25 protein-coding genes and 3 tRNA genes are annotated in these 26,271 nt (G+C 70.8%); 7 read left to right on the top strand and 21 right to left on the bottom strand.

Annotated features, from left to right (window positions below):
* Nucleotides 1–43: 43 nt before the first annotated feature.
* Nucleotides 44–2,566, bottom strand: coding sequence for an ATP-dependent Clp protease ATP-binding subunit (locus tag HNR13_RS04780; protein WP_179604697.1), 2,523 nt, complete (start codon nucleotides 2,564–2,566; stop codon nucleotides 44–46).
* 103 nt (nucleotides 2,567–2,669) lie between these two features.
* A complete protein-coding gene (locus HNR13_RS04775; RefSeq protein WP_179604696.1) occupies nucleotides 2,670–3,101 on the bottom strand; it encodes a hypothetical protein in 432 nt (143 codons plus the stop codon).
* Between the two features lie 110 nt (nucleotides 3,102–3,211).
* Between HNR13_RS04775 and HNR13_RS04770 the strand changes: the two genes are divergently transcribed.
* Nucleotides 3,212–4,195, top strand: a complete 984-nt coding sequence (locus HNR13_RS04770) for a pirin family protein (RefSeq protein ID WP_179604695.1) — start codon at nucleotides 3,212–3,214, stop codon at nucleotides 4,193–4,195.
* Between the two features lie 101 nt (nucleotides 4,196–4,296).
* On the opposite strand, the gene cls is transcribed toward HNR13_RS04770, so the two are convergent.
* Together cls and HNR13_RS04760 are read right to left on the bottom strand one after the other, a co-directional pair.
* Entirely contained in the window at nucleotides 4,297–5,775 is a 1,479-nt protein-coding gene (gene cls / locus HNR13_RS04765; RefSeq protein ID WP_179604694.1) for a cardiolipin synthase, read from the bottom strand.
* 67 nt (nucleotides 5,776–5,842) lie between these two features.
* Complete coding sequence (locus tag HNR13_RS04760; protein ID WP_179604693.1) at nucleotides 5,843–6,016, bottom strand: hypothetical protein; 174 nt, start codon at nucleotides 6,014–6,016, stop codon at nucleotides 5,843–5,845.
* 113 nt (nucleotides 6,017–6,129) lie between these two features.
* On the opposite strand from HNR13_RS04760, the gene HNR13_RS04755 reads away from it, so the two are divergent.
* On the top strand, nucleotides 6,130–6,954 hold the full coding sequence (locus tag HNR13_RS04755; protein ID WP_179604692.1) for a cytochrome c oxidase assembly protein: 825 nt from the start codon (nucleotides 6,130–6,132) through the stop codon (nucleotides 6,952–6,954).
* 28 nt (nucleotides 6,955–6,982) lie between these two features.
* On the opposite strand, the gene lysS is transcribed toward HNR13_RS04755, so the two are convergent.
* The 14 genes from lysS to tilS form a co-directional block, all read right to left on the bottom strand.
* Nucleotides 6,983–8,509: a lysine--tRNA ligase gene (gene lysS / locus HNR13_RS04750; protein WP_179604691.1), complete on the bottom strand. Its 1,527-nt coding sequence runs from the start codon at nucleotides 8,507–8,509 to the stop codon at nucleotides 6,983–6,985.
* Nucleotides 8,510–8,565: 56 nt separating this feature from the next.
* On the bottom strand, nucleotides 8,566–9,441 hold the full coding sequence (gene panC, locus HNR13_RS04745; RefSeq protein ID WP_179604690.1) for a pantoate--beta-alanine ligase: 876 nt from the start codon (nucleotides 9,439–9,441) through the stop codon (nucleotides 8,566–8,568).
* Between the two features lie 64 nt (nucleotides 9,442–9,505).
* Nucleotides 9,506–10,324 (bottom strand): Rossmann-like and DUF2520 domain-containing protein, encoded by an 819-nt coding sequence (locus HNR13_RS04740; RefSeq protein ID WP_179604689.1) that lies wholly within the window; start codon nucleotides 10,322–10,324, stop codon nucleotides 9,506–9,508.
* Nucleotides 10,321–11,940 carry a PH domain-containing protein gene (locus HNR13_RS04735; RefSeq protein WP_179604688.1) on the bottom strand — a complete coding sequence of 540 codons (1,620 nt, stop codon included), beginning with the start codon at nucleotides 11,938–11,940 and terminating at the stop codon, nucleotides 10,321–10,323. The genes HNR13_RS04740 and HNR13_RS04735 overlap by 4 nt, the downstream gene beginning before the upstream one ends.
* Nucleotides 11,937–12,422 carry a PH domain-containing protein gene (locus HNR13_RS04730; RefSeq protein ID WP_179604687.1) on the bottom strand — a complete coding sequence of 162 codons (486 nt, stop codon included), beginning with the start codon at nucleotides 12,420–12,422 and terminating at the stop codon, nucleotides 11,937–11,939. The genes HNR13_RS04735 and HNR13_RS04730 overlap by 4 nt, the downstream gene beginning before the upstream one ends.
* Nucleotides 12,406–12,882: a DUF3180 domain-containing protein gene (locus tag HNR13_RS04725; RefSeq protein ID WP_179604686.1), complete on the bottom strand. Its 477-nt coding sequence runs from the start codon at nucleotides 12,880–12,882 to the stop codon at nucleotides 12,406–12,408. Before HNR13_RS04725 ends, HNR13_RS04730 begins: the two co-directional genes overlap by 17 nt.
* Complete coding sequence (gene folK, locus HNR13_RS04720) at nucleotides 12,879–13,448, bottom strand: 2-amino-4-hydroxy-6-hydroxymethyldihydropteridine diphosphokinase (RefSeq protein WP_179604685.1); 570 nt, start codon at nucleotides 13,446–13,448, stop codon at nucleotides 12,879–12,881. The genes HNR13_RS04725 and folK overlap by 4 nt, the downstream gene beginning before the upstream one ends.
* Entirely contained in the window at nucleotides 13,445–13,843 is a 399-nt protein-coding gene (gene folB / locus HNR13_RS04715; RefSeq protein ID WP_179604684.1) for a dihydroneopterin aldolase, read from the bottom strand. Before folB ends, folK begins: the two co-directional genes overlap by 4 nt.
* Complete coding sequence (gene folP, locus HNR13_RS04710; protein ID WP_343063461.1) at nucleotides 13,836–14,639, bottom strand: dihydropteroate synthase; 804 nt, start codon at nucleotides 14,637–14,639, stop codon at nucleotides 13,836–13,838. The genes folB and folP overlap by 8 nt, the downstream gene beginning before the upstream one ends.
* Before the next feature lie 79 nt (nucleotides 14,640–14,718).
* Nucleotides 14,719–15,294: a GTP cyclohydrolase I FolE gene (gene folE, locus HNR13_RS04705; protein ID WP_179604683.1), complete on the bottom strand. Its 576-nt coding sequence runs from the start codon at nucleotides 15,292–15,294 to the stop codon at nucleotides 14,719–14,721.
* 12 nt (nucleotides 15,295–15,306) lie between these two features.
* Nucleotides 15,307–17,310 (bottom strand): ATP-dependent zinc metalloprotease FtsH, encoded by a 2,004-nt coding sequence (gene ftsH, locus HNR13_RS04700; RefSeq protein WP_179604682.1) that lies wholly within the window; start codon nucleotides 17,308–17,310, stop codon nucleotides 15,307–15,309.
* 110 nt (nucleotides 17,311–17,420) lie between these two features.
* Nucleotides 17,421–17,771, bottom strand: a complete 351-nt coding sequence (locus tag HNR13_RS04695; RefSeq protein WP_179604681.1) for a nuclear transport factor 2 family protein — start codon at nucleotides 17,769–17,771, stop codon at nucleotides 17,421–17,423.
* 59 nt (nucleotides 17,772–17,830) lie between these two features.
* On the bottom strand, nucleotides 17,831–18,382 hold the full coding sequence (gene hpt / locus HNR13_RS04690; RefSeq protein ID WP_179604680.1) for a hypoxanthine phosphoribosyltransferase: 552 nt from the start codon (nucleotides 18,380–18,382) through the stop codon (nucleotides 17,831–17,833).
* A gap of 16 nt (nucleotides 18,383–18,398) precedes the next feature.
* Nucleotides 18,399–19,514, bottom strand: a complete 1,116-nt coding sequence (gene tilS, locus HNR13_RS04685) for a tRNA lysidine(34) synthetase TilS (protein ID WP_179604679.1) — start codon at nucleotides 19,512–19,514, stop codon at nucleotides 18,399–18,401.
* Between the two features lie 44 nt (nucleotides 19,515–19,558).
* Between tilS and HNR13_RS04680 the strand changes: the two genes are divergently transcribed.
* Complete coding sequence (locus HNR13_RS04680; protein ID WP_179604678.1) at nucleotides 19,559–20,050, top strand: inorganic diphosphatase; 492 nt, start codon at nucleotides 19,559–19,561, stop codon at nucleotides 20,048–20,050.
* Between the two features lie 99 nt (nucleotides 20,051–20,149).
* Here HNR13_RS04680 and HNR13_RS04675 read toward each other — a convergent pair whose 3' ends face one another.
* Together HNR13_RS04675 and HNR13_RS04670 are read right to left on the bottom strand one after the other, a co-directional pair.
* Entirely contained in the window at nucleotides 20,150–21,442 is a 1,293-nt protein-coding gene (locus HNR13_RS04675) for an NlpC/P60 family protein (protein WP_425485000.1), read from the bottom strand.
* Nucleotides 21,443–21,497: 55 nt separating this feature from the next.
* Nucleotides 21,498–22,757, bottom strand: a complete 1,260-nt coding sequence (locus HNR13_RS04670) for a peptidoglycan DD-metalloendopeptidase family protein (protein WP_179609128.1) — start codon at nucleotides 22,755–22,757, stop codon at nucleotides 21,498–21,500.
* 343 nt (nucleotides 22,758–23,100) lie between these two features.
* On the opposite strand from HNR13_RS04670, the gene HNR13_RS04665 reads away from it, so the two are divergent.
* From HNR13_RS04665 to HNR13_RS04650, 4 genes are all read left to right on the top strand, one after another.
* A tRNA-Glu gene (locus tag HNR13_RS04665) sits at nucleotides 23,101–23,173 on the top strand.
* Nucleotides 23,174–23,213: 40 nt separating this feature from the next.
* Nucleotides 23,214–23,290: transfer RNA gene (locus HNR13_RS04660), tRNA-Asp, on the top strand.
* 65 nt (nucleotides 23,291–23,355) lie between these two features.
* Nucleotides 23,356–23,428 (top strand) — tRNA-Phe (locus HNR13_RS04655).
* Between the two features lie 106 nt (nucleotides 23,429–23,534).
* A complete protein-coding gene (locus HNR13_RS04650) occupies nucleotides 23,535–24,731 on the top strand; it encodes an AAA family ATPase (protein WP_179604676.1) in 1,197 nt (398 codons plus the stop codon).
* 13 nt (nucleotides 24,732–24,744) lie between these two features.
* On the opposite strand, the gene HNR13_RS04645 is transcribed toward HNR13_RS04650, so the two are convergent.
* Complete coding sequence (locus HNR13_RS04645) at nucleotides 24,745–26,208, bottom strand: purine-cytosine permease family protein (RefSeq protein ID WP_179604675.1); 1,464 nt, start codon at nucleotides 26,206–26,208, stop codon at nucleotides 24,745–24,747.
* Nucleotides 26,209–26,271 lie beyond the last annotated feature (63 nt).

The raw sequence follows: 26,271 nt of genomic DNA, 5'->3' as shown, positions 1-26,271 counted from the left end.
GTACTCGGCGGTTCTCAGCGGATTATTCGCGTACTCGACCGTTTCAGTCGTTCGCGGCGAGGTCCGGGGTGGCCGGGCCGGTGCCGATCGCGGCGGCGGCGTTGACGCCGGCGCCGACGGACTCCTGGCGGGCGGTCGTCGTGAAGACGAACTCGCCGTTCTGGAAGTCGACGTGCACGTGGTCGCCCGCGTTCAGCTCGCCGTGGAGGATCTTCTCGCTCAGCCTGTCCTCGATCTCGTGCTGGACGGCGCGGCGCAGCGGCCGGGCTCCCAGCGTCGGGTCGAAGCCGACCTCGATCAGGCGCTCCTTGGCGGGGACCGCGAGCTCGATCGTCATGTCGCGGTCGAGCAGCCGGTCGGAGAGGCGCTTGATGAACAGGTCCACGATCTGCAGCAGCTCCGCCTTGTTGAGCTGCGGGAACACGATGATCTCGTCGACACGGTTGAGGAACTCCGGCTTGAAGTTCTTCTTGAGCTCCTCGTAGACCTTGCCGCGCATCCGGTCGTAGCCGGTGGTCGGGTCGCCCTCGATCTGGAAGCCGACAGGGCCGCCGGAGATGTCCTTCGTGCCGAGGTTCGTGGTCATGATGATCACGGTGTTCTTGAAGTCGACGACGCGACCCTGACCGTCCGTCAGACGTCCCTCCTCCAGGATCTGGAGCAGCGAGTTGAAGATGTCCGGGTGCGCCTTCTCGATCTCGTCGAACAGCACGACGCTGAACGGCTTGCGGCGGACCTTCTCGGTGAGCTGGCCGCCCTCCTCGAAGCCGACGAACCCGGGAGGGGCGCCGAACAGCCGGGAGACCGTGTGCTTCTCGCCGTACTCCGACATGTCGAGCGAGATCATCGCCGACTCGTCGTCGAACAGGAACTCGGCGAGCGCCTTGGCCAGCTCCGTCTTACCGACACCGGTGGGGCCGGCGAAGATGAACGAGCCGGAGGGACGCTTCGGGTCCTTCAGGCCGGCACGCGTGCGGCGGATCGTCCGCGAGAGGGCCGCGATGGCCTCCTCCTGGCCGATGACGCGCTGGTGCAGCGCCTTCTCCATGTAGACCAGGCGGGCCGACTCCTCCTCGGTGAGCTTGAACACCGGGATGCCGGTGGCCTGCGCCAGCACCTCCGCGATCAGGCCCTCGTCGACCTCGGCCGTCGTCTTGACGTCGCCCGAGCGCCACTGCTTCTCCAGGCGCAGCCGCTCGCCGAGGAGGTTCTTCTCCTCGTCACGCAGCGATGCGGCCTTCTCGAAGTCCTGGTCCTCGATCGCGGCCTCCTTCTGGGACCGGACGGCGGCGATCTTGTCGTCGAACTCGCGCAACTCCGGCGGGGCCGACAGGATCGACAGGCGCAGACGGGCGCCGGCCTCGTCGATCAGGTCGATGGCCTTGTCCGGGAGGAAGCGGTCCTGGATGTAGCGGTCGGCGAGGTTCGCCGCGGCGACGATGGCGCCGTCGGTGATGGACACCTTGTGGTGCGCCTCGTAGCGGTCGCGCAGCCCCTTGAGGATGTTGATCGCGTGCGGCAGCGACGGCTCGGCCACCTGGATGGGCTGGAACCGGCGCTCGAGCGCGGCGTCCTTCTCGAAGTGCTTGCGGTACTCGTCGAGCGTGGTCGCGCCGATGGTCTGCAGCTCGCCGCGGGCCAGCAGCGGCTTGAGGATGCTGGCGGCGTCGATCGCGCCCTCCGCGGCGCCCGCGCCGACGAGGGTGTGGATCTCGTCGATGAAGGTGATGATGTCGCCGCGGGTGCGGATCTCCTTGGTGACCTTCTTCAGGCGCTCCTCGAAGTCGCCGCGGTAGCGGGAGCCGGCGATGAGCGAGCCGAGGTCGAGCGTGTAGAGCTGCTTGTCCTTCAGCGTCTCCGGCACGTCGCCGCGGACGATCGCCTGGGCGAGGCCCTCCACGACGGCGGTCTTGCCGACGCCGGGCTCGCCGATCAGCACAGGGTTGTTCTTGGAGCGGCGCGACAGGATCTGCATGACGCGCTCGATCTCCTTCTCGCGCCCGATCACCGGGTCGAGCTTGTTGTCGCGCGCGGCCTGCGTGAGGTTGCGGCCGAACTGGTCGAGGATCTGGCTGCCGGCCTGCGCGGTCGCCTGATCGTTGCCGCCCACCTGGACCTGCTCCTTGCCCTGGTAGCCGGAGAGCAGCTGGATGACCTGCTGGCGCACGCGGTTGAGGTCGGCGCCCAGCTTGACGAGCACCTGGGCGGCGACGCCCTCGCCCTCGCGGATCAGGCCGAGCAGGATGTGCTCGGTGCCGATGTAGTTGTGGCCGAGCTGGAGGGCCTCGCGCAAGCTGAGCTCGAGGACCTTCTTGGCGCGCGGCGTGAACGGGATGTGGCCGGTCGGCTGCTGCTGACCCTGGCCGATGATGTCCTGGACCTGCTCGCGGACGGCGTCCAGCGAGATACCGAGCGATTCCAGAGCCTTTGCGGCGACACCCTCACCCTCGTGGATCAGGCCGAGCAGGATGTGCTCCGTCCCGATGTAGTTGTGGTTGAGCATCTTGGCCTCTTCCTGGGCCAGGACGACGACGCGCCGAGCGCGGTCGGTGAATCTCTCGAACATGTCTACTCCTCGCGACGCCGTTGCAGGGTCGGCGCCGATACATCGAGAGTAACCGCGGCATCCCGTGCTGCGGAGGCATGTTCGCTGGAGGCGTTACGACGTGTCAGCCGCGCAGCGCGGCGATCGTGAGGGTGGTGTCGGGGAGCTTGACGGTGACGTCCGACGACGTCGTGAGACCGCTCGGGGTGTCGAACACGGTGGTGTGCGGGACGATGTCGTGCGTGCAGACGCCGCCCGACACCGGGGCGAGCGTGGCCTCCAGCTGGTTGGACGCCACGACCTTCACCGACTGCACGGTGGGCGGGCAGGTGGAGCTGCCGTTGAGCACGATCCCGAACTGCTTGCCGTTCTGCAGCCAGGTCGCCCAGGAGGCGCCGCCCGCGCTGCTGGCCGGGGGCTGGACGCCCTGCGGCTCGCCCGCGTAGTCCTTCGCGGGTTTCACCTGCGTGCTCGTGCATCCCGCGAGGAGCAGGGCGGCAGCGACGAGGACGGCGGTGGCGGCGACGGGGGTCCGGGGGCGCGCTGCACGGTTCACGCGCTCATTCTAGGGGCGGCCTCCTGGGCCGCGGCAGGAGTGTCGTTACGGCAGGCGCCCGGCGGTCCCTGGACGACCCGGACGGCGTCCCGGGAGCCTAGGATGCCGCTATGAGCAACCTCGAGCGCGACCCGGTGGAGGTCCTCGCGGGCGACGACGCGGTCGTCGCGGACGCGGGGGTGGAGATCCTGGAGCCGCGCGAGGTCCCGCTGGGCGGACCGCGGGCGATGACGGTGCGGCGCACCCTCCCGCAGCGCAGGCGCTCGCTGATCGGCGGCTGGTGCTTCGTCGACCACTACGGCCCGGACGACGTCTCGCTGACCGGTGGGATGCAGGTGCCCCCGCATCCGCACACCGGGCTGCAGACGGTGAGCTGGCTGTTCGAGGGCGAGATCGACCACCGCGACAGCGTCGGCAGCCACGCGCTGGTGCGGCCGGGCGAGCTCAACCTGATGACGGCGGGGCGCGGGATCAGCCACTCGGAGGTGTCGACGCCGGGGACGCAGCGGCTGCACGGCGTCCAGCTCTGGGTCGCGCTGCCGAGCGCGTCGAAAGACGTCGCCCCCTTCTTCGAGCACCACGTCCCGTCTCCGGCTCCGCTCGGGGACGCGACGGTGCGCACCTTCGTCGGCGCGCTGGCCGGGAGCGGGACGGACGCCACCGTGTTCTCGCCGCTGGTCGGCGCCGAGCTCGCCGTGCCCGCGGGTGCGCGGGTGACGGTGCCGCTCGACCCCGCGTTCGAGCACGGGATCCTGGTCGACGCCGGCGATGTCTCCGTGGCCGGGTCGCCCGTCCCGCTCAGCCACCTGGCGTACCTGTGCCCCGGACGCGACAGCGTGGAAGTGGTGGCCGGGGAGGCCGGCCCGGCGCGGCTGCTGCTGCTGGGCGGCGAGCCGCTGGGCGAGGAGATCGTGATGTGGTGGAACTTCATCGGCCGCAGCCACGAAGACGTCGTGGCCGCGCGGGCGGAGTGGCAGCGCGACGTGATCGACGGGGAGGACCCGGACGGCCGCTTCGGGACCGTGCGCGGGTATGAGGGCGGGGCGCTGCCGGCGCCGGCGCTTCCGACGGTGCGGCTGAAGCCGCGGGGGTAACGGAGGAGATCCGCCCCGACACGCCGCCGCGCGACGGTCTGCGGAGGACTCCAGCAGCAACGGAGGCGCGATCTCCTCCGTTGGCAACGGCGGTCGGCGCGCTACTGCAGGGCGGAGGTGAGCCGGGCCAGGTTGTCGAGCACGGTGGAGCGGAGGGGCTGCTTCATCCACTCGTCGAGGGTCAGCTCGCGGCTGTCGCGGCGGTAGCCGTCCTCCACCTCGCGCATCTGCTCCACGAACGGACGCCCGCGGACCATCAGCGAGACCTCCATGTTGAGCAGGAAGGAGCGCATGTCCATGTTGCTCGACCCGATCACGGCCACATCGTCGTCGATCGTGAAGTGCTTGGCGTGCAGGATGTACGGCGCCTTGTACATCCAGATCCGCACGCCGGCGCGCAGCAGCGCCTCGTAGTAGGAGCGCTGGGCGTGGTACACAAGCGCCTGGTCGCCGATCTCGGAGACGAACAGGTCGACGGCGATGCCGCGCTGAGTGGCGGTCGTGATGGCCGTGAGCATCGCCTCGTCCGGCACGAAGTACGGCGACGTGATGACGATGCGCTCCTGCGCGTAGTACAGCAGCGCGAGGAAGAGCCGGAGGTTGTTCTCGCCCGCGAATCCGGGGCCGGACGGGACGACCTGGGCGTCCAGCTCCTCGGGGTCGTTGGCGTTCTGGACGTCCTCGTCGGTGATCGGCTCCGTCTCGCGGCGGAGCAGCTCGTCGGTCTCGCTGTACCAGTCGGTGATAAAGATCGCGTTCAGACCGGCGACGATCGGCCCCTCGAGCCGGACGATGAGCTCTTTCCACTTGAGGCCGCGCTTGATGTTCGACTTCTTGTTGTAGCTGCGGTCGATGACGTTCTGGGACCCCATGAACGCCACCCGGCCGTCCACGATGAGCAGCTTGCGGTGGTTGCGGAGGTCGGGCCGCTGGTACTTGCCCTTGAACGGCTGCACGGGCAGCATCAGGTGCCACTTCGCGCCCATCGCCGTCAGGCGCTTGATGGTGGCCTTGTAGTCGGGGGTCCGGACCGAGGCGATGTGGTCGAGCAGCACGCGCACGACGACGCCGCGCGCGACCGCGGCCTCCATCGCCTCGAAGAACGGAGCCGTCGTCTTGTCGAGCGTGAGGATGTAGAACTCGACGTGGACATACCGCTTCGCGGCGGCGATCGCCGCGGTCATCGCGGCGAGCGACTCCTCGTAGTGCCCGTTGAGCGTGGCCCGGTTGCCGCCGACGAGCGGCATCGCGCCGAGGTTGCGGTTGAGCTCGACCACCGACTCCAGCCACGGCGGCCACGGGTGGTCGCGGCGCACCCGCTCGATGCCCTCGGTGCTGTCGATGATGAAGCGGTTGATCTCGTCCTGCTTCTCCCGGCGCTTCTTCGGGAGCTTGTAGCTGCCGATCAGCAGGAAGAACAGCACGCCGATGTACGGGATCAGGAAGATGGCGAGCAGCCACGCGGTCGCGGAGGTGGGCTTGCGGTTGCGCGGGACCACGATGATCGCGATGACGCGGATGACGAAGTCGAGGAGGAGCGCGAGCACGACGATCGTCGTGGTCAGGAAACCCGCATCCATTCGGCCCCCTCCGGCGTCAGGCGTCGAGGACCGGGATGTACGCCCTCTCCGCTAACCGTAGTGGGCGCTACGACTTGGGAGCGAGACCGCGGCGGGCGCGCTCCTCGTTCTCCATGCGGGAGTAGACCTTGCGCTCGGTGCGGTCGGCCCGGACGATGGCGCGCATGATCAGCCAGAACAGCAGGCCGACGAGCACGGTCGGGGCCAGCGACCAGACGATTCCACCGATGATGTCTCCCATAGCGGGATAATGGTACCTCCCGCACATGTGAACGTCGTCACCCGGAAAGCAGCACCACGCCTCCCTTCCTCGTCTTCCTCACCACCTGGTCGTTCGACCCGGCGGCCGCGGTCATGCTCGTCGCGGCGGCCGCTCTCTACCTGGGCGGGGTGCTGTCGCTGCGGCGGCGCGGCCACCACTGGCCGGCGCGGCTGACGTGGATGTACTTCCTGCTGGGGCTGGGGTCGTACGCGGTCATCTCGTTCGGCTTCCTCGGCGCCGAGAGCCGGGAGCTGCGCTGGGCCTTCACGACGCGAATCGCGCTGCTGCTGTTCGTGGTCCCCGCCCTCGTGAGCCTCGGCCGGCCGATCGCGCTCGCGCGCGTGGCGCTGGGCCCGACCGGTCAGGCCCGCACCGACCGGTTCTTGCAGTCGCGCGCGGTGAAGCTGTTCGGCAACGCGATCTTCGCGACGGTCTTCGCCTGCGCGGCGTTCATGATCTTCCTGACGCCGGTCGCCGCCGTCCTCCGGGACTCGCCGTGGTCGGAGTGGACCATCTCGGTGCTGGTGCCGCTCGCGGGCCTGCTCATGGTGCTGCCGATCGCGGCGCACTCCGTGATGCACACCAGCTTCTTCATCACGGTGGAGTTCCTGCTGGCGTTCGTCGCGCTGCTGCTGGACGCGATCCCGGGGCTGCTGCTGCGGCTCAACGACACGGTGCTCGACCACGCGCCGGCGATCGTGGGCCCGCTGCCGCTGTGGTTCCCGAGCGCGCTGCACGACCAGCATCTCTCCGGCGACTTCCTCTGGTTCATCGCCGAGGTCGCGGACATCCCGATCCTTATCATCCTGTTCATCCGGTGGATGCGCCTGGACCGCCGCGAGGGCAAGAAGCTGGACGAGCTCAGCGACGAGGAGATGGAGGCGCTCACGCAGGCGCACCTCCACCAGCGCGGCTGAACCCCGCCGCCCCTCGGCGGGCTGCGGGCTACTTGACCAGGGGGAAGAGGATGGTTTCTCGGATGCCGAGGCCGGTGAGCGCCATGAGCAGGCGGTCGATGCCCATGCCCATGCCGCCGGTCGGCGGCATGCCGAACTCGAGCGCGCGCAGGAACTCCTCGTCCAGGCGCATCGCCTCGTCGTCGCCGGCGGCCGCCAGGCGCGCCTGCTCCACGAAGCGCTCGCGCTGGACGACCGGGTCGATCAGCTCGGAGTAGCCGGTCGCCAGCTCGAAGCCGCGCGTGTAGAGGTCCCACTTCTCCACCACGCCGTCGCGCGAGCGGTGCGCGCGCACGAGCGGGCTGGTGTCGACCGGGAAGTCCATGACGAAGGTCGGCCGCACGAGCCCGGACTTCACGTGGTGCTCCCACAGCTCCTCGACGTACTTGCCGGGCAGCGGGTGCGGCACCTCGATGCCGGCCTCGGCCGCGAGCTCGCGCAGCCGCGACATCGGGGTCTCCGGCGTGATCTCCTCGCCGATCGCCTCCGAGAGGCTGTCGTACATGCGGATGCGATCCCACTGGCCGCCGAGGTCGTACTCGGTGCCGTCCGCCCAGGTGACCACGTGCGAGCCTGAGACGGCGAGCGCCGCGTCCTGGATGAGCTGCTGAGTCAGGTCGGCGATCGAGTTGTAGTCGCCATACGCCTGGTAGGCCTCCAGCATCGCGAACTCGGGCGAGTGCGTGGAGTCCGCGCCCTCGTTGCGGAAGTTGCGGTTGATCTCGAACACCCGGTCGATGCCGCCGACGACGGCGCGCTTGAGGTACAGCTCCGGAGCGATGCGCAGGTACAGCTCGGTGTCGAACGCGTTGGAGTGCGTGACGAACGGCCGGGCGGAGGCGCCGCCGTGCATCACCTGCAACATCGGCGTCTCGACCTCCACGAAGCCCTGGCCCGCGAAGGTGCTGCGGAGGCTCGCGACGGCCGCGGCGCGGTCGAGCACGTTGCGGCGGGCCTGCTCGCGCGCGATCAGGTCGAGGTAGCGCGAGCGGACCCGGGTCTCCTCGTTGAGCTCGTTGTGCAGGTTCGGCAGCGGCTGAATGGCCTTGGACGCGATCATCCAGCCGCTGACCATGATCGACAGCTCGCCGCGGCGGCTGGAGATGACCTCGCCGGACACGAAGACGTGGTCGCCGAGGTCGACCAGCTCCTTCCAGCGCGCCAGCGACTCCTCGCCCACCTCGGCGAGGGAGACCATCGCCTGGATGCGCGAGCCGTCGCCCGCCTGCAGCACGGCGAAGCAGAGCTTGCCGGTGTTGCGCTGGTGGACGACGCGCCCGGCGAGGCCGACGGTCTCGCCGGAGGCCTGGTCGGCCTCCAGGTGACCCCAGGCCGCCCGCACCTCGGGGATGGTGGTCGTCACGGGGACCTGCACCGGGTAGGCGCCGCCGCCCGCGTCGCCGGCCTCGGCGATCAGGCGCTCGCGCTTGGCCAGGCGGACGGCCTTCTGCTCGCTGATCTCGTCGGCGGTGAGGCCGCCGTCGTCGCTGAGGTCGGTGGCGGGCGCTTCGGTCATCGTGTCTTTCCGTTCCGGCGGTTCTGGTGCGGTGGAGGGCGTGCGGTTCTCGGGGCTCAGCCGACCGTGATCCGCGCGTTGTCGATCAGGCGGGTGGAGCCGACGCGCGCGGCGATCAGCAGGAGCGCGGGACCGCGGTGGTCCGCGCCGGCCTCGAGGAAGGTGTCCTGATCGACGATCGCGAGATAGTCCAGTTTAACGACCGGCTCGGCCTCCACGCGCGCGTTCGCCGCGGCGAGCGCGGCCGCCACTCCCCCGGACGCAGCGGCCGCTCCGGCGGCGAGCGCCTGCGACAGCGCGACGGCGGCCGTGCGCTGCTCGGCGTCGAGGTAGCTGTTGCGGCTGGAGAGGGCGAGGCCGTCGTCCTCGCGCACCGTGTCCACCACGGCGATGGTGACGGGGAGGTCGAGGTCGTCGACCATGCGCCCGACCAGGTGCACCTGCTGGGCGTCCTTCTGGCCGAACACGGCGACGTCGGGCTGCACGATGTTGAGCAGCTTGGCGACGACCGTCAGCATCCCGTCGAAGTGGCCGGGACGCGAGGCGCCCTCGTACAGCCGTCCGACCTCCCCCGCGGTGACCCGGGTCGAGCTGGGGCCGCCCGGATACATCTCGGCGGGCGACGGCGCGAACACCAGGTCGGCGAGGCCGTCCAGCGCGGCGACGTCGGCGTCCAGCGTGCGCGGGTAGCGGTCCAGGTCCTCCCCCGGCCCGAACTGCAGCGGGTTGACGAAGATCGACACCACGACGATCCCGCCGAGGTCGCGGGCCCGGCTCACCAGGCGCAGGTGCCCGCGGTGGAGGGCGCCCATCGTCGGGACGAGGACGACCCGTCCGGCCGGGGCGTCCGCCGGGCCGTCGAGCGCGGCCTCCCGCCGGGCCTGCGCCACGCGCTCCCGCAGTCCGGCGATGGTGGTCACGACGTCGGGCATGACGGTCCTCTCGTGCGTTGCTGCCGGCGCTGGGCCGGTCGGCCGTGCGGCGGCCGCATCCAGGCTACTCGCCGCGGAGGAACCAGCCGCGACCGTCGTCGCCGGGGTCGCCGTCGCCCGGCGCCTCCGCCGGTCCGCGGCCGGCGTCGCCGAGCGCGCCGAGCACGTCGCCGACGTCGAGCGCGGTGGGCGCCCCCGCGCGGGTCAGGGCGTTGTCGACGGCAGAGCGGAGCAGCGAGCTGAGGAAGGATCCGGGGTTCTCCACGCCGATCCCCGCGAGGATGCCGGTGGACTGCTCCACGATGGAGCGGGAGAACGCCGTGGCGGTGGCGATGGCCTCCGCGTACGCGGCCCGGTCCTCCTCGGCGATCACGACCGGCTCGCCGCCCATCTCGACGACGAGGGCCTGTGCGATCGGCAGCACCGGCGCCGGCGCGGTGACGGCGAACCAGCTCTCCGCGAGCCGGGCGAGGTCGAGGCTGGTGCCGGTGAACTCCAGCGCCGGGTGCACCGCGAGCGGGATGGCCCCGGACTCCGCCGCCGGGCGCAGCACCCCGACGCCGTACCCGGGGGCGGTGTGCAGGACGAGCTGGCCCGGCTGCCAAGTGCCGGTCGCGGCCAGGCCGCCGACGAGGCCGGGCAGCTCCCGGTCCGGCACGGCGAGGATGACGAGCTCGCTGCGCTCGACCAGGGTCGGGACCTCCAGGATCGGCGCCTGCGGCAGCATCGCCTGCGCGCGCTCGCGGCTCTCGGCGGAGACCGCGGAGATGCCCACGATCGCGTGGCCCGCTCCGGCGAGCGCGGCGCCGAGGACCGGGCCGACGCGTCCTGCGCCGATGATGCCGAGGCCGAGGCGGCCGGAGCGGCGGGTGGTGTCGTTCATGCGTCCTCCCCTGGTGGTCGCTGTTCGGTGGTGGAGTCGGAGGTGGGCTCGGCGCGCCAGCGGTGGCTGCGGTCGGCGGTCGCGGCCGCCACCGCCCGCGCCGCGACCGTCTCGAAGAGCCGCTCGCCGGCGGCCGCGTCCATCGCGCCCAGCCGGGGATGGACCGGGCCGGACACCGTGTGGAAGCGCGCCTCCGCGAGGCCCAGCAGCCGGTCGAGCGGGCCCTGCTGGAGCTCCAGGCTCTGCAGCCGGGCCAGCGGGACCACGGCGAGGCTGCGCCAGACGAACCCGCGGCGCAACAGCACGGCGCCGTCGACCATCCGGAAGCCGGTGCGCTGCCACGACAGCGGCCGCAGCCAGATCGCGCGGCGCGGGCTGCCGGTGAAGGCGTCGCGGCCGCGGGAGGTCATGCCCTGCAGGATCGCCGCGTCGTGCTCCGCGGTGAAGTCCGGGAGCACCAGCGACAGCACCTTCGCCACGTCGGCTTGGTCGCCGACCGGCAGCATCGTGGTGTTCGGCTGGCCCGCCGCGCCCTTCTCGCGGGTGTGGCCCGCCGTGTCGATGCGGATCTGCCACCAGCCGAACGGGCGCCACAGCAGCGGCTGCAGCACCTCGACGGCGTGGATGCGGCCGGGCGGCAGCGTCTCGTTGCTCGTCGTGAGCAGGCCGAAGCCGACCCGGACGCCGTCGGGGGTGCCCGCGATCGAGTACCGCAGCGACTTGGTGAACCGGTTGATGTAGAAGCTCGCCGAGCCGAGCAGGCCGGGGAGCACGACGATCAGCAGCCAGGGCGCGCCTCCCGCCGAGCCGATCACCAGCAGCACGATCACGGCGATGACGAACATCGTGAACCCGCTCAGCACGAGCGAGCCGGCCAGCCGGAGCGGCGGGATCTTCACGACCGACTCCGGCGGCGCCGCGTTCGGGTCGAGCTCCGGCGCGAGGAAGTCGTCGATGCGGCGGCTGACGAAGTCGCCGACCTGTGCGGCGCGGGAGGCGGGGGCGCCGGTCGCGGCCGGCGCGGCGGCCTCGGCCTCCCGCACCCCGGACGCGAGCCGCAGCACGTCCGACCGCAGCCCGTCGGCGAGCACCGAGCCGAGGTACGCCAGCGTCACGTTCGCGTCATGCCCGGCCACGGAGATCTCCAGCTTCGCCGCGCCGAAGATGCGGGCGAGCAGCGGCCGGTGCACGTTGATCCCCTGGATGCGGTCGAGCCGGGCCTTCCGCTGCGTGCGGAACAGGATGCCGCTGCGCACCTCCACGGCGTCGTCGGTGATCCGGAAGCTGTGCATGCGCCAGGACACGTAGAACGCGGCCAGGCAGCCGAGCAGCACGACCGCGACGCCGAGCAGGGCCCAGCCCTCCCAGCCGTGGGTGTAGATCGCGTCGATCGGGTCGCCGCCGAGGTCGGGCGCCCCGACGAAGAAGCTCACCAGCCGCTCGCGCAGGTTGGACAGCACGAAGCCGAGCACTGCGATGAACACGATCCCGCCGCGCAGCAGCGGTGTCGCGGGGTGGAGCCGGTGCCACTCACCGTCGGTGAAGCGCTCCGCGGCGCGTTCCGCCGCGCTCAGCGGGCCGCCCGGGAGCGGCGCGCCGGGCTGCGGGACGGTCACAGTCCCGCCCGGCGGCTCTCCGCCAGCTCCACCAGGCGGTCGCGCAGCCCGGCGGCCTCCGGCTCGGGCAGGCCGGGGACGACGACCCCGGTCGACGCGGCGGCGGTGACGAACTTCAGGTCGGCGAGGCCCAGCATCCGCCCGACCGGCCCGCGCGTGATGTCGATGAGCTGCATCCGGCCGTACGGGACGGACACGAAGCGCTGGAACATGATCCCGCGCCGGAACAGCAGGTCGTCCTCCCGCAGGATGTAGCCGATCGACCGGGTGCGCCGGTTCGCGATGAACAGCCCGATCAGCGTCGCGACCACGACGACAATCAGCGGGATCCACGCCCACGACCAGCCGGCGACCAGCCAGAGGAACACCGTCGCCGCGCTGAGGACCAGCCCGCTCAGCAGCGTGCTGACCACGACCACGACCACGTACTTGGGCGACACCCGGTTCCACTCCCCGACGGAGAGGTCAATGCGAGCGGGCACGGGCGGTCTCCACGTCGTCGTCATCGTCCGGCGGGAGGGTGCAGAAGAACTCGGCGACCAGGCCCGCGATGAGCAGGATCACGGCGCCCGCCGTGCCCAGCGCGGTCATCAGGATCGCGTTGGAGGAGGGCAGGACGTCCCGGGTGAGGACGTACACCAGGATGCCGATGCCGGCGCCCGTGAGCAGTGCGCCGCTCAGGCTGCACGCCTTGGCGAACACCACGATCCGCATCGCCTGGAACGGGTCGATCCGCCGCGAACTGCGGCCGCGCACCGCCCGCCGGATCGGGATTGCGAACGCCACCACGATGATGGCGACCGCGACCAGGGTGATCGGCAGGGTCAGCGGCGGGATGAAGACGGCGAGGCCGGTGCCCGCGGCCGCGAGCTCGCCGAGGAAGCCCACGACCAGTCCGAGCACCCCGAGGCCGATGAGCGAGGTGGGGCGGGTGCGCTTCATGCGTCGCCGTCCTCGTCCGCGCCGGCGTCGGCGTTCCCGTCCCCCGGCTCGTACAGCGTCACCGGGTCGGTCGCCTCGGCGGCCAGCGCGGCCACCGGTCCGTAGCCGGGAAGCACGGCGTCCGGGTCCACGTCGAGCCACGGCACCAGCACGAAGGCGCGCTCGTGCGCGCGCGGATGCGGCAGGACGATGCGCGGGTCGTCGTCGGCGACGATGCCCTGGTAGTCGACGATGTCGATGTCGATGGTGCGATCGCCCCAGCGCTCCTCGCGCACCCGGCCGAGGGCGTCCTCCACCTGGTTCACCGCGGCCAGCAGCGCGAGCGGGTCGAGGATCGTGTTCACCAGGGCGACGGCGTTGAGGTAGGCGGGCGCCTCCTCGTCGATGCCCTCCGGCTTGAGCGCCGGCGTCTCGTACAGGCGGGAGACCGCCTCCACGCGCAGGCCGGGGTCGTCGGCGAGCAGGCGCAGCGCCTCCCGGATCGTGGCGACGCGGTCGCCCAGGTTGCTGCCGAAGGCCAGCACGGCGGGCACGCCCACGCGCAGGCGCTCGGGCCGCGGCCTCATGGCCGGCCCCGCACGATGCGCACGGCGACGTCGCCGAAGGGCACGTCGATCGGGGCGTCCGGCTTGTGGACCGTGACCTCCACCGAGTGCACCGGCTCATGCGCGAGGACCACCCCGGCCACGCGCTCGGCGACGGTCTCGATCAGGTCGACGGGGTCGCGGCGCACGGCGTCGGCGATCTCCGTCGCCAGTTCGCCGTAGTGGACGGTGCGGGCGAGGTCGTCGGAGGCCGCGGACGGCGACAGGTCGAGGTGCGCGGTCACGTCCACGACGAAATCCTGGCCGTTCTCGCGCTCGAAGTCGAACACCCCGTGGTGAGCCCGCACGCGCAGTCCCGTCAGCACGATGGCGTCCGACGGCCGGGGCGAGGCGGACACGGCAGCGGAATCAGTCATCGCGTCCAGCTTGCCACGCCTGCACGACATCCAGGGCCATCCGCGTCGACGCCACGTCGTGCACGCGCACGGCCCAGGCGCCGGCCTGCGCGGCGAGCGCGGAGATGACGGCCGTCGGCGCGTCGCGGTCTTCGACGGTGGCGCCGTCACCGAGCAGCGTGCCGAGGAACCGCTTGCGGGAGGCGCCGATGAGCACCGGGTAGCCGAGCGTCTCGAACTCGTGGAGGCCGGCCAGCACCTGCCAGTTGTGGTGGGCGTTCTTGGAGAAGCCGAGCCCGGGGTCGAGGATCAGCTTGGCGGGGTCGATACCGTGGTCGAGGAGGCTGGTGACCCGGGCGGACAGCTCGGAGCGCACCTCCCGGACGGTGTCGGTGTAGACGGCCCGCGAGTCGGCGGCGTCGAGCCGCCCGCGCCAGTGCATGACGACGTACTGGAGGCCGGTGTCGAGCACCGCGTCCGGCATCGTCGCGTCCGCGAGGCCGCCGGAGACGTCGTTGATGATCGCTGCTCCCGCGTCGGCGGCGGCGCGCGCGGTGGAGGCGTTGAGGGTGTCGACGCTGACGGTCACGCCGTGCTCGGCGAGCGACCGGATGACGGGGACGACGCGGGCGCGCTCCTCCTCCGGGTCCACGCGCAGAGCGCCGGGGCGGGTGGACTCGCCGCCCACGTCGATCAGGTCGGCGCCCTGCGCGACGAGGTCGAGCGCGTGGGCGACCGCCGCCTCCGGCTCGAGCCACAGGCCGCCGTCGCTGAAGGAATCGGGCGTCACGTTGAGGACGCCCATGATGAGGGTCACGAGCGGCAGCCCGTCCGCGCTTCGGCACGAATGTCGCGTTTCCCGGCGCGAAAGTCGACATTCGGCACGAATGTCGGAGTCATTCGGCGCCTCCGCCGATGAGCGCGATCAGCTCGGCGCGGGAGGCCGGCTCGCTGAAGGCGCCGCGCGCGGCGATCGTCACGGTGGTGGCGCGGGTCTGCCGGGCGCCGCGGGTGGTGACGCACTCGTGGGCGGCGTCCAGCACCACCAGGACTCCGCGCGCGTTCGCGCCGTCCTCGATGGTGTCCGCGATCTGCTCGGTGAGGCGCTCCTGCAGCTGCGGCCGGGCGGAGAGCGTCTCGATGACGCGCGGGATGCGGCCCAGGCCGATCACGGCCTCCCCCGGCAGGTAGGCCACGTGCGCGACGCCGAGGAACGGCAGCAGGTGGTGCTCGCACACCGACCGGAACGCGATGTCCCGCAGGATCACGGTCTCGGCGCGCACGTTCTCCAGCGGCACCGGCTCACCGAGCTGCTGACGCGCGTCGACGCCCACGCCGGAGAAGAACTCGGCGTAGGCGTCGGCGACGCGCGACGGCGTGTCCGTCAGGCCCGGACGCGACGGATCCTCGCCGATGGCGGCGAGGATCTCGGCGACGGCCGCCTCGATGCGTGCGCGATCGAATCCGGTCATGCGGTGCGCGGCCTAGGCCGTCGCCGGCCGCGGCTTGATGGCGGGGGAACGCTTCGGCTTCGACGACGGCGGCTCGGAGTCGACGCCGCCGTCCACGGCGCCGGCGTCGATCGGCGCCTTCGGGAACTCGATGGGAGGCAGGTCGGAGATCGGCCGCTTGTCGCTGGAGAGCCACTGCGGGCGCTCCGGCAGCTTCTTCACGTCCGCGAAGATCTCCGCGATCTGGTTGTGGTCGAGCGTCTCGTGCTCCAGCAGCGCGGCGGCGAGGCGGTCGAGCACAGCGCGGTTGTCGTTGATGACCTCCCACGCCTCGTCGTGCGCCTTCTCGATCAGCGCGCGCACCTCGGCGTCGACGCGCTCGGCGATCCGCTCGGAGTAGTCGCGCTGGTGGCCCATGTCGCGGCCGAGGAACATCTCGCCGTTCGCCTGGCCCAGCTTGACCGAGCCGATGTCGGCGCTCATGCCGTACTCGGTGACCATCTTGCGGGCGATGGAGGTCGCCTTCTCGATGTCGTTGGAGGCGCCGGTGGTCGGGTCGTGGAAGACGATCTCCTCGGCGACACGGCCGCCCATCGCGTAGGCGAGCTGGTCGAGCAGCTCGTTGCGGGTCACCGAGTACTTGTCCTCCAGCGGCATGACCATCGTGTAGCCGAGGGCGCGGCCGCGCGGGAGGATGGTGATCTTGGTCACCGGGTCGGTGTGACGCATCGCCGCGGCTGCGAGGGCGTGGCCGCCCTCGTGGTACGCGGTGATCAGCTTCTCCTGGTCCTTCATGACCCGGGTGCGCTTCTGCGGTCCGGCGATGACGCGGTCCACGGCCTCGTCGAGGGCGCGGTTGTCGATCAGCTGCGCGTTGGAGCGGGCCGTCAGCAGCGCGGCCTCGTTGAGCACGTTGGCCAGGTCGGCGCCGGTGAAGCCCGGCGTCTTGCGGGCGAGCACCTCGAGGTCGACGGAGGCCGCCAGCGGCTTGCCGCGGCCGTGCACCTCCAGGATCTTCTTGCGGCCGAGCAGGTCCGGCGCGTCGACGCCGATCTGCCGGTCGAAGCGGCCTGGGCGCAGCAGCGCGGGGTCGAGGATGTCGGGACGGTTGGTCGCCGCGATCAGGATGACGTTGGTCTTCGGGTCGAAGCCGTCCATCTCCACCAGGAGCTGGTTGAGGGTCTGCTCGCGCTCGTCGTGCCCGCCGCCGAGACCGGCGCCGCGGTGACGGCCGACCGCGTCGATCTCGTCGATGAAGATGATGGCCGGCGAGTTCTCCTTGGCCTGCTGGAACAGGTCGCGGACACGGCTGGCGCCGACGCCGACGAACATCTCCACGAAGTCCGAACCGGAGATGGAGTAGAAGGGGACGCCCGCCTCACCCGCGACGGCGCGGGCCAGCAGCGTCTTGCCGGTGCCGGGAGGGCCGTACAGCAGCACGCCCTTGGGGATGCGCGCGCCGACCGCCTGGAACTTGGCGGGCTCCTTGAGGAAGTCCTTGATCTCCTGCAGCTCCTCGATGGCCTCGTCGGACCCGGCGACGTCGTCGAAGGTGACCTTCGGCGTCTCCTTGGTGACGAGCTTCGCCCGCGACTTGCCGAACTGCATGACCTTGTTGCCGCCGCCCTGCATGCCCGAGATCATGATCCAGAAGAACACGCCGATGAGCAGCGCCGGGATGAGGAAGCCGAGGATGTTGACGATCCAGTTGGGCTGCGGGACCTCGTCGTCGTAGCCCTTGGGCAGGTTGGCGTCGTCGATCGCCTTGACCACGTCCTGCCCGCGCGGGGTGACGTAGTAGAACTGCACCTGCGTGCCGTTAGCGCCGTCGGCCTGCTTGAGCGTGAGGTCGACGCGGTTCTCGCCGTCGACGATCTTCGCGCTCGACACCTTGTCCTGCTGCAGGAGGTTGAGCCCCTCCTGCGTGGTGACGGACTTGAAGCCCGACATGGTGATCAGACTGGAGCCGATCCACACCGCGATGATCGCGAGCACGACGTACAGGATCGGGCCGCGGAAGATCTTCTTGAGGTTCATGGTGCGACCACAGTACCGCCTGGGCGCTGTGGGTCGGCTGCGTGTTCGCTCTGGGCGCGCTTACCGCCCGGACCCGCGTTCGCGCCGGGCGACGCGCCCGTCGTGCCGCGTCACGAGGCCGGGAGGATGGCGGGCCAGTACTCGGCGATCACACCGTTCTCCACCCGCATGAAGTCGTGCCCGGCGAAGGACATGGTCTCGTCGCCCAGCCGGCAGGTCATCACCCAGCGCGCGGCGACGAAGCCGTCACCGGCCAGGGGCCCCGCCTGCACCTCGAACCCGACCTCGTCGAACTCGTCGACGGTCTCGGCGATGGCCCGCGCGAACCCGCGCGGCCCGGTGACGTCGCCCTCCGGCCAGTGCCCGACGGCGTCCTCCGCGATGATCGGCTCCAAGGACGCATGCCTGTCGCTCCAGGCGGCCAGCCAGCGTCGGTAGAGCTCGGTGGGTTCGTACGGCATGGGGTCATCGGACCACTCCGCGGGCGGCGGCGCAAGTCGAGCCGGGTGGTCGGACCGCCTCAGCTGTAGACGGCCGGGGCCAGGATGCCGACGCCGCGGAGGTTGCGGTAGCGCTCGGCGTAGTCGAGGCCGTAGCCGACGACGAACTGGTTGGGGATGTCGAAGCCGACGTACTTCACGTCGATCTCGACGCGGGCCGCCTCCGGCTTGCGCAGCAGCGTGAAGATCTCGATCGACTCCGGGCCGCGGCTGCGCAGGTTCGCGAGCAGCCACGAGAGCGTGAGCCCGGAGTCGATGATGTCCTCGACGATCAGCACGGTCTTGCCGCTGAGGTCGGTGTCCAGGTCCTTGAGGATGCGCACGACGCCGCTCGACGCGGTGCCGCTGCCGTAGGAGCTGACCGCCATCCAGTCCATCGTGACCGGGATGCGCAGCTCGCGGGACAGGTCGGCCATCACCATGACGGCGCCCTTGAGCACGCCGACCAGCAGGACGTCCTTGCCCGCGTAGTCGGCCTCCACCGTCCGGCTCAGCTCGGCGATGCGGGAGCGGATCTGCTCCTCGGTGATCAGAATCTCGGTCAGGTCGTCGTGAACGTCCGTGAGTTCCATGGGGGAGGCGCTGTCCTTAGCTGTCGGGGTGAAACGTGAGCAGGCCGTTCTGCCTGACAACTCTAACGCCTGGCAGGCTGAGCGGTCCCTGGCCGTGCCACCCCGTGATCAGCTCCGCGACGGCGAGGGTGTGCGCCCTGCTGAGGGACACCCCGAACTCGGCCGAGACGACCAGCCGGATGATCCGCTGGCGGAGCGCAGCCGGGTCCGCGGCCAGGCCGCGCACGTCGAGCGCGACCGCGCCGTCCTCGGTCTGGCTGACCAGCTCCTGCGCCCACTCCAGGGCGAGGCCGTCGAGCGCGTCGTCGTCCTCGCGGAGCTGCTCCGCCGTGCGCGCGAGCGCCTCGGCGACGCCGGGGCCGAGCGCGTCCTCGAGCGCGGGCAGCAGCCGGGTGCGCACCCGGACGCGCGCGTACGCGGGGTCGTCGTTGTGCGGGTCGTCCCAGGGGCTGAGCCCGCTGTCGGCGCAGAAAGCGCGCGTCGTCCGGCGGCGGAGGCCCAGGAAGGGGCGCAGCAGGGTGCCGGTGTCGGGGCGCATCCCCTGCAGGCTGGACGGGCCGGAGCCGCGGGCCAGGCCGAGGAGCACCGTCTCGGCCTGGTCGTCGAGCGTGTGCGCCAGGAGGATGCGAGCGGCGCCGGTGGCGGCGCGGGCACGGTCGAAGGCGGCGTGGCGGGCGGCGCGGGCCTCCCCCTCCGGCCCGGAAGCTCCTTCGGGGACCGTGACGCGCTCCACCAGCACGGGGTCGAGGCCGAGCTCGCGCGCCTGGGACGCCGCGGTCTCGGCGACTTCGGCGGAGCCGGGCTGGAGGCCGTGGTCGACGACGATCGCGCCGGCCCGGTAGCCGCGGCGGGGCGCCTCGAACGCGGTCGCCGCCGCGAGGGCGAGCGAGTCCGCTCCCCCGCTCAGCCCGACGAGGACCAGCGAGCCCGCGGCGAGCGGCGCGGGGCCGGCCGGGCCGTGATGGTCGTCCGGGTCGACGGCGGGGAGGGCCGCCGCTGCGGCCAGGGCCTCCCGGACGGCGCGGCGCGCGTCGGCGATCGGCGGCGTCAGACGGGGGCGCCGCGGGCCGCCGGCCGCCGCTCCGGCCGCCGCTTCACCGGCCGCTTCACCCGAGGACCCGTTGAGGCGCATCCAGTAACGTTAGTGCAGATTTCCAACACCGAAGGAGCACCGGCATGGCCGAATACGACGTCGTCATCGAGATCCCGAAGGGGAGCCGCAACAAGTACGAGGTGGACCACGAGACCGGCCGCGTCTACCTGGACCGCGTGCTGTTCACCAGCTTCGTGTACCCGACCGACTACGGATACTTCGAGAACACGCTCGGCCTCGACGGCGACCCGGTCGACGCGCTGGTGCTGCTCGAGTACCCGGTCTTCCCGGGCGTCGGCGTCAAGGTGCGCCCGGTCGGCGTGCTGAACATGTCCGACGAGGCCGGCAGCGACGCCAAGGTGATCGCCGTCCCCTACAAGGACCCGCGCTGGCTGCACATCCAGGACGTGAACGACATCCCGGAGCAGACCCGCAAGGAGATCGAGCACTTCTTCGCCCGCTACAAGGACCTGGAGCCGGGCAAGTTCGTCAACATCGAGGGCTGGGGCGACGCCGCGGAGGCCGAGGCCATCGTCGAGGCGGGCTTCGTCAAGCTCGCGGCCGAGGGCCACTGACCCTCGCTCAGACAGCAACCGCCGAGTACGCAGACTCTCTGCGTACTCGGCGGTTTTCTGTTGATTTATCGCGTACTCGGCTGTTAGGCGAGCGACCGGTTAGGCGGAGGGGCGGGCTACCTGGCCCCAGGGGGAGCCCCAGACGGACTGGATCTTGACGACATCGCCCTCGGTGGGCGCGGCGATCATCTTGCCGCCGCCGATGTAGATGCCCACGTGGTAGAAGTTGCCGGGAGAGTCGCCCCAGAAGATGAGGTCGCCGGGCTGGCGCTGGCTGTACGGCACGATCTGGCCGCGGCCGAGCGCCGTGTAGTACTGGTTGTTGACCGAGTGCGAGCCGATCCACACGCCGGCGTAGGCGTACGCCTTCATCGTGAGGCCGGAGCAGTCGTAGCCGACCGGGCCCTCCCCGCCGAAGATGTACGGCTTGCCGAGCTGCGCCATCGCGTAGGAGATCGCGGTCTGGACGACGTTGCCGTTCGGCGGGGCAACCGGGCCGCCGCCACCTCCGCCGCCGCCGGTTTGGCCGCCACCGCCGGAGGACCCGCCGGACGAACCGCCGGAGGATCCGCCGCCGTTCTGCTGCTGCTGCTGTTGCTGTTGTTGTTGTTGTTGCTGCTGGCGGCGCTGGGCCTCGGCCGCGGCGGCTGCTGCCGCGGCGGCCGCCTCCTGCTGCGCCTTGATCTGCTGCCCCTGCAGGTAGGCCGCCTCCACCTGGGTCGAGGTGTTCTTGAGGGTCGCCAGCTGCGCGACGAGCTCGGTGGACTTGCTCTGCTGCTCGGCGAGCGCCGCCTGGGCCGCCGACTGCGCGTCCTTGGCGGCGGCGAGCGCCTGGTCGGCCTGGACCGCCAGCTTCTCGCGTTCGGTCTTGGCCGCCTTCGCCTGGGCGTTCAGCGACTCCGCGGTGTTCTTGTCCTTGGTGGCCTGGTCGTAGACCGCCTTGGACTGCTCGGTCAGCTTGCTCATGGTGCCGAGCTGGAACAGCAGCTTGTCGGCGCCCGCACCGCTGCCGCCGCCCTTCAGCAGGAGCTCGGTGCTGACGTCCGTGCCGCCGCCGGACTTGGCCAGGTGCGAGGCGAGGAGTCCCGCGCGCATCTGGGAGGTCTTCGCCTTGGCCGCGGCCTCGGCCGACTGCTTCTCGAGGTCGGCCTGCTTCGAGGTCGCGGCGGCGAGGGCGTCCTTCGCCTGGAAGTAGGCCTCCGCCGCCTTCTCGGACGCGACCCGCGCCGCGTCCACACTGGTCTGCAGGTTGCCGATCAGAGTGGTGATGTTGGCGATCATCGCCTGCTGGTTGGCGACGTTGTCCTTCGCCTGCTGCACGTCGTTCCAGGACGGGTAGTCGACCGCCTGGGCGGGGGCGACGATGCCGATGGAGGCCGTGACGGCTCCCATCACGCCGGCGCCGATCGCCAGCCCGGTGCGGGCGCGGGAGTTCTTCGAAGTGTCGCTAGCCAAGGGGTGCCTGCCTTGCTCTCATGAAGGGGATTCCGTCGATCTTCTGGCCGTTCACCAGCACCTCGTAGTGCAGGTGGCAGCCGGTGGACGCTCCGGTGCTGCCGACGTGGGCGATCGGCTGACCGGCGCTGACGCGCTGGCCGATGCCGACCAGGATGCCGCCGTTGCGGATGTGCGCGTAGCCGGTCTGGATGCCGCCGCCGTTGTCGAGCAGCACGTAGTTGCCGTGGGTCCCGTCGGGCCCCGCGTAGACGACGGTGCCGCCGTACGCCGCGTAGATGGGCGCGTTGCAGGAGGCCCCGATGTCGATGCCCATGTGGTACGTGCTGCCGATGCCGCCGGGCGACGGCCGCGGGCCGAACCCGTCGGTGATCGGGCCGGCGGCGGGGACCGCCCAGCCCTGCGGGCCGACGTAGCCGCCGGGGAGGCCGCCGGAGCCGCGCGCTGCGGCGGCCGCGGCTTCGGCGGCGACGCCGGCCTCGTAGCCGGCGACCTCCTTGGCGGTGACGTCGCGGAGGGCGGCGAGCTGCGCCTGCATGACGACGATCTGCTTCTGCTGCTCGGCGAGCTTGTCCTGCGCGGCCTTGGCGGCGGCGACCGCGGCCTGGAGGGCGGCCGTGGCGGTGACGCGCAGCTTCTCGCGCACGGCCTTGGCGGCCTCCGCCTGCGCCGCCAGCGCCTTCGCCGTGTTCTGCGCGACCGTGGCGTCGGTGTAGACCCGGTCGGACTGCTCGGCCAGCTTGGACATGCTGCCCAGGTTGGTCAGCAAGGTCTCCGGGCTCGTGCCGCCGGCCCCGTTGCCGCTGAGGAGGATGTTGGCGGTGAGGTTGCGTCCACCGGTGCGGTAGAGCTGGGCGGCGAGCTTGCCGGCCTGGGCGCCCGCGGCGTCGGCCTTCGCCTGGCTGGCGGCGGTCTGGGCCTCCAGGTCCCGCGCCTTCATGTCGGCCTCGTCGAACGCCGCGACCGCCGCCTGCAACTCCTCGCCGCGTTTGACCGCGGCGGCCTGGGTGTCGGAGACCTCCTGGTCGAGCTGGGCGATCAGGCTCGTGATGCGCGTGACCTGGGCGGACGCTGCCGCCTCGTTGGCTTTGGCGTTCTGGACGTCCTGCCAGCTGGGGTACTGGTCGGCGTACGCCGGCGCGGCGATCGATCCGACGACGCCGGCGAGGGCGACGGCGCCGACGGCGAGGACGCGCAGCACCGCGTGGCGGGGCCCCCGCCGCTGCGTCACGTCTCCGGTCGCGTATCTCATCGTCACCTCAGAACCCGTCGGATGGAGCATCAGCTGTCACACGAGTCACACGGGTCTCGTCATCACCGGAAGCAACTTTAGCAACAACGGTCGGCCGCCGCCCGGGTCGGAAGGGCGGCGGTGCTCGATCGAGACCACGTGCGGCGCGCACGGACGACAGGGGGGCCGTCGCTCGCAATCTACCCGGGCGCATCGGTTCTCACCGGGCATTTCACCGGGGCGTGGCGCGAACCCATGCGGATCGACCCGCCCGGGCTGCAGGCCCGATTCGCTTTCCTGCGGGGACTTCCGTATGCTTATGCGTCGGTGGTCATCGAAAAGCGAAAGCGATTCGAGACGATCCGGCCCCATCGTTTAGTGGCCTAGGACGCCGCCCTTTCACGGCGGTAGCACGGGTTCGAATCCCGTTGGGGTCACGATGGCATCCTTTACAATTCAATAGCAACAACACTGTTAGGCCCTGTAGCGCAGTTGGTTAGCGTGCCGCCCTGTCACGGCGGAGGTCGCGGGTTCAAGTCCCGTCAGGGTCGCCACGGCGACAAGCCCTTCCGGATGGAAGGGCTTCCGTCTAGGTAGGGACTGACTCTCAGTCCTTCCCGGCTCTGTAGCTCAGTTGGTAGAGCGTTCGACTGAAAATCGAAAGGTCACCGGATCGATGCCGGTCGGAGCCACTGAAGAAAACCCCCGGTCCTGTGCGGATCCGGGGGTTTTTCGTTTGCCTCGCGAGCCGCACGGGAGCTGCTCTGGGACGTCCGCGGCTCCCGATACGATCCGCGAGTGATCTCCACCATTGCTGTCGCGGGTTACCGCTCATTGCGTGACGTGGTCCTGCCCCTCGGGCGGCTGACCGTCGTCACGGGCGCGAACGGTGCGGGCAAGTCCTCGCTGTATCGCGCGCTCCGGCTTCTCGCCGGGTGCGGGACCGACGAAGTGGTCGCGGTGCTCGCCCGTGAGGGCGGCCTCCATTCGACGCTGTGGGCCGGGCCCGAGACCGTCGGTCGCAGCGTGCGTCACGGCGAGCATGTCGTTCAGGGAACCATGCGGCGAGGACCTGTCGCGCTTCGGCTCGGAGTCCAGCTCGCCGACGATCCCGATCTGGGCTACGCGTTGGATCTCGGCCTGCCTACGCCGGGCGGCTCCGCGTTCGGCCTGGACCCTGAGTTCAAGGCGGAGACCGTGTGGACGGGCAGCGCTCCGCGGCCCGCGAGCATCGCGGCGGAGCGACGCGGCGGTCACGTCCGCGTTCGAAGCGACGATGGCGGCTGGGTGGACCTGGGGCGGCCGCTCCGGGCCTTCGAGAGCATGCTCACCGAGGTCGTGGACCCGATCCGGGCGCCCGAGGTCCTGCAGATGCGCGAGCGCCTTCGCTCGTGGCGGTTCTACGACCACTTCCGGACCGACGCGGACTCCCCCGCGCGGCTTCCTCGCATCGGCACGCGGACTCCCGTGCTCTCGGCGGACGGAGCCGACATCGCCGCGGCGGTGCAGACGATCCACGAGATGGGCCGCGGGGCGGAGTTCGACGAGGCCATCGCCGAGGCTTTTCCGGGCAGCCGGATCGAGATCGTCGTCACCGGCACGCAGTTCTCGCTCACCGTCCACCAGCATGGATTGCTCCGGCCGCTCCTGGCGTCGGAGCTCTCGGACGGCACTCTGCGCTTCGTGCTGTGGGCTGCCGCGCTGCTCTCACCGCGGCCGCCTGAGCTGCTCGTGATCAACGAGCCGGAGACCAGCCTCCACCCCGCGCTGCTCCCCGCCCTCGGCTCGCTGATCGTCGGGGCGGCCCAGACCGCGCAGATCGTCGTGGTGACCCACGCTCTCGAGTTGCGGAACGCGATCACCGCGGCCGCTGAGCGGCGCGACGTGACGGAGCAGATCGAACACGTCGCTCTCGAGAAGCAGTTCGGCGAGACCCGCGTCGAGGGACAGGAGGGCCTGCTCGACCGTCCGCCCTGGCACTGGCCGAGTCGCTGACCTCAGCGCGTCCTCACGGCAGCTCGTGCGCCGCCGCCGCCTCCTCGATCTCGCGCGCCTGCCGGTGGGCCAGCTCCTGCTCGGCGGCGACGTCGATGTGCCGGGTCATCAGCCAGTAGGCGACCGCGGCCACCGGCAGGCCGATGAACAGGGAGATGTCGACACCGCCGAGGGCCTTCGAGACGGGGCCCTCGTAGAAGCCGGCGACGTCGAAGAACGGGATCATCACGACGAACCCGAGGAGGTAGGCCGTGATCCCGGGCCAGCCCCAGCGCTTGTAGATGCCCTTCGGGTCGAAGATCTCCGCGATCGCGTAGTGACCCTTGCGGACGATGAAGAAGTCGGTCAGGTTCACCGCGGTCCACGGGATGAACAGATACAGGATCAGCAGCAGGAAGGCGTTGAAGTCCCCGAGGAAGTTCGCGGTCGCGAACAGGGCGAAGAGGAGCGAGATCGCGGCGGTCACCACGAGCGTGACGATCCGGATGCCGAGCGTGGGCCGCACCTTCACGAAGCTGTCGATCGACGAGATGAGCGTGAGCGACCCGCCGTACATGTTCAGCGCGGTGACGGACACGAGCCCCAGCGCGGCGACGATCAGCGCGATGATGCCGAACCCGGGGAACAGCAGGTCGGCCACGTGCTTGAGATCCTCGACCGTGTTCGTGCCGATGTCCTTGGCGGAGACCGCGACCCACGAGCCGAGGAACATGACCCAGATGCCGCCGAGGGCGCTGCCCCAGAAGGTCCACTGGAACGTGCTGTTGGTGGAGGTCGTCGGCGGCAGGTAGCGGGAGTAGTCGGACACGTAGATCGCCCAGGAGATCTGGTAGCCGGCGGCCACACCGAGCTGGCCGAAGAAGGCCACCGCGTTGAAGTGCGACAGGTCGAACTGCGAGGCCGGGATGTGGATGTTCACGACCGCCGAGATCGTGAGGAGGATCAGCATGGCGACCGTGACGTACATGAGGTAGCGCTCGAAGGTGTGGATGAGGTCGTAGCCGACGAGGGCGATGACGACGGCGACGATGGTGACCACCCAGATCCAGAGCGGGTTGCTGGACTGCTCCTTGCTGATCGCGCCGCCGACGGCCTCCCCCGCGAGCACCGAGTTGAAGATGTTGAAGCCGGCGTACTGGATGTAGGCGAACAGCCACACCAGCAGCGCGCCGACGTACCCGAACTGCGGCCGCGACTGGATCATCTGCGGCAGGCCCAGGCGGGGGCCCTGCGAGGAGTGCGCGGCCATGAAGAACGTGCCGATGAGGATACCCAGCACGATCGCGATGAAGGACCAGATCAGGTTGCCGCCGCTCGTGATGCTGATGAGGCCGGTGGCGAGGGTCGCGATCTGCGCGTTGCTCATGAACCACAGCGGACCGATGTGCGAGACCTTGCCGTGGCGCTCGCTCAGCGGGACGTAGTCGATCGAGCGGACCTCCAGTCCGCGGGAGGTGGTGGCGGCTGAGGTGCTCATCGGTGCTCCTTCGCTCGGACGGCTGCGGCGCGGCGGCCCTCGCCGCGGACATCGCGATCGTAG

The organism is Leifsonia shinshuensis (assembly GCF_013410375.1).
Taxonomy (GTDB): Bacteria; Actinomycetota; Actinomycetes; order Actinomycetales; family Microbacteriaceae; genus Leifsonia; species Leifsonia shinshuensis.
This window is presented reverse-complemented; position numbering and strand designations above follow the sequence as displayed.

Coding starts and splice junctions, on each gene's coding strand:
- HNR13_RS04780 (WP_179604697.1), bottom strand. CDS start 2,566: ATGTTCGAGAGATTCACCGACCGCGCTCGGCGCGTCGTCGTCCTGGCC.
- HNR13_RS04770 (WP_179604695.1), top strand. CDS start 3,212: ATGAGCAACCTCGAGCGCGACCCGGTGGAGGTCCTCGCGGGCGACGAC.
- cls (WP_179604694.1), bottom strand. CDS start 5,775: ATGGATGCGGGTTTCCTGACCACGACGATCGTCGTGCTCGCGCTCCTC.
- HNR13_RS04760 (WP_179604693.1), bottom strand. CDS start 6,016: ATGGGAGACATCATCGGTGGAATCGTCTGGTCGCTGGCCCCGACCGTG.
- HNR13_RS04755 (WP_179604692.1), top strand. CDS start 6,130: ATGCTCGTCGCGGCGGCCGCTCTCTACCTGGGCGGGGTGCTGTCGCTG.
- lysS (WP_179604691.1), bottom strand. CDS start 8,509: ATGACCGAAGCGCCCGCCACCGACCTCAGCGACGACGGCGGCCTCACC.
- panC (WP_179604690.1), bottom strand. CDS start 9,441: ATGCCCGACGTCGTGACCACCATCGCCGGACTGCGGGAGCGCGTGGCG.
- HNR13_RS04740 (WP_179604689.1), bottom strand. CDS start 10,324: ATGAACGACACCACCCGCCGCTCCGGCCGCCTCGGCCTCGGCATCATC.
- HNR13_RS04725 (WP_179604686.1), bottom strand. CDS start 12,882: ATGAAGCGCACCCGCCCCACCTCGCTCATCGGCCTCGGGGTGCTCGGA.
- folK (WP_179604685.1), bottom strand. CDS start 13,448: ATGAGGCCGCGGCCCGAGCGCCTGCGCGTGGGCGTGCCCGCCGTGCTG.
- folB (WP_179604684.1), bottom strand. CDS start 13,843: ATGACTGATTCCGCTGCCGTGTCCGCCTCGCCCCGGCCGTCGGACGCC.
- folE (WP_179604683.1), bottom strand. CDS start 15,294: ATGACCGGATTCGATCGCGCACGCATCGAGGCGGCCGTCGCCGAGATC.
- ftsH (WP_179604682.1), bottom strand. CDS start 17,310: ATGAACCTCAAGAAGATCTTCCGCGGCCCGATCCTGTACGTCGTGCTC.
- HNR13_RS04695 (WP_179604681.1), bottom strand. CDS start 17,771: ATGCCGTACGAACCCACCGAGCTCTACCGACGCTGGCTGGCCGCCTGG.
- hpt (WP_179604680.1), bottom strand. CDS start 18,382: ATGGAACTCACGGACGTTCACGACGACCTGACCGAGATTCTGATCACC.
- tilS (WP_179604679.1), bottom strand. CDS start 19,514: ATGCGCCTCAACGGGTCCTCGGGTGAAGCGGCCGGTGAAGCGGCGGCC.
- HNR13_RS04680 (WP_179604678.1), top strand. CDS start 19,559: ATGGCCGAATACGACGTCGTCATCGAGATCCCGAAGGGGAGCCGCAAC.
- HNR13_RS04675 (WP_425485000.1), bottom strand. CDS start 21,442: ATGGGAGCCGTCACGGCCTCCATCGGCATCGTCGCCCCCGCCCAGGCG.
- HNR13_RS04670 (WP_179609128.1), bottom strand. CDS start 22,757: ATGAGATACGCGACCGGAGACGTGACGCAGCGGCGGGGGCCCCGCCAC.
- HNR13_RS04645 (WP_179604675.1), bottom strand. CDS start 26,208: ATGAGCACCTCAGCCGCCACCACCTCCCGCGGACTGGAGGTCCGCTCG.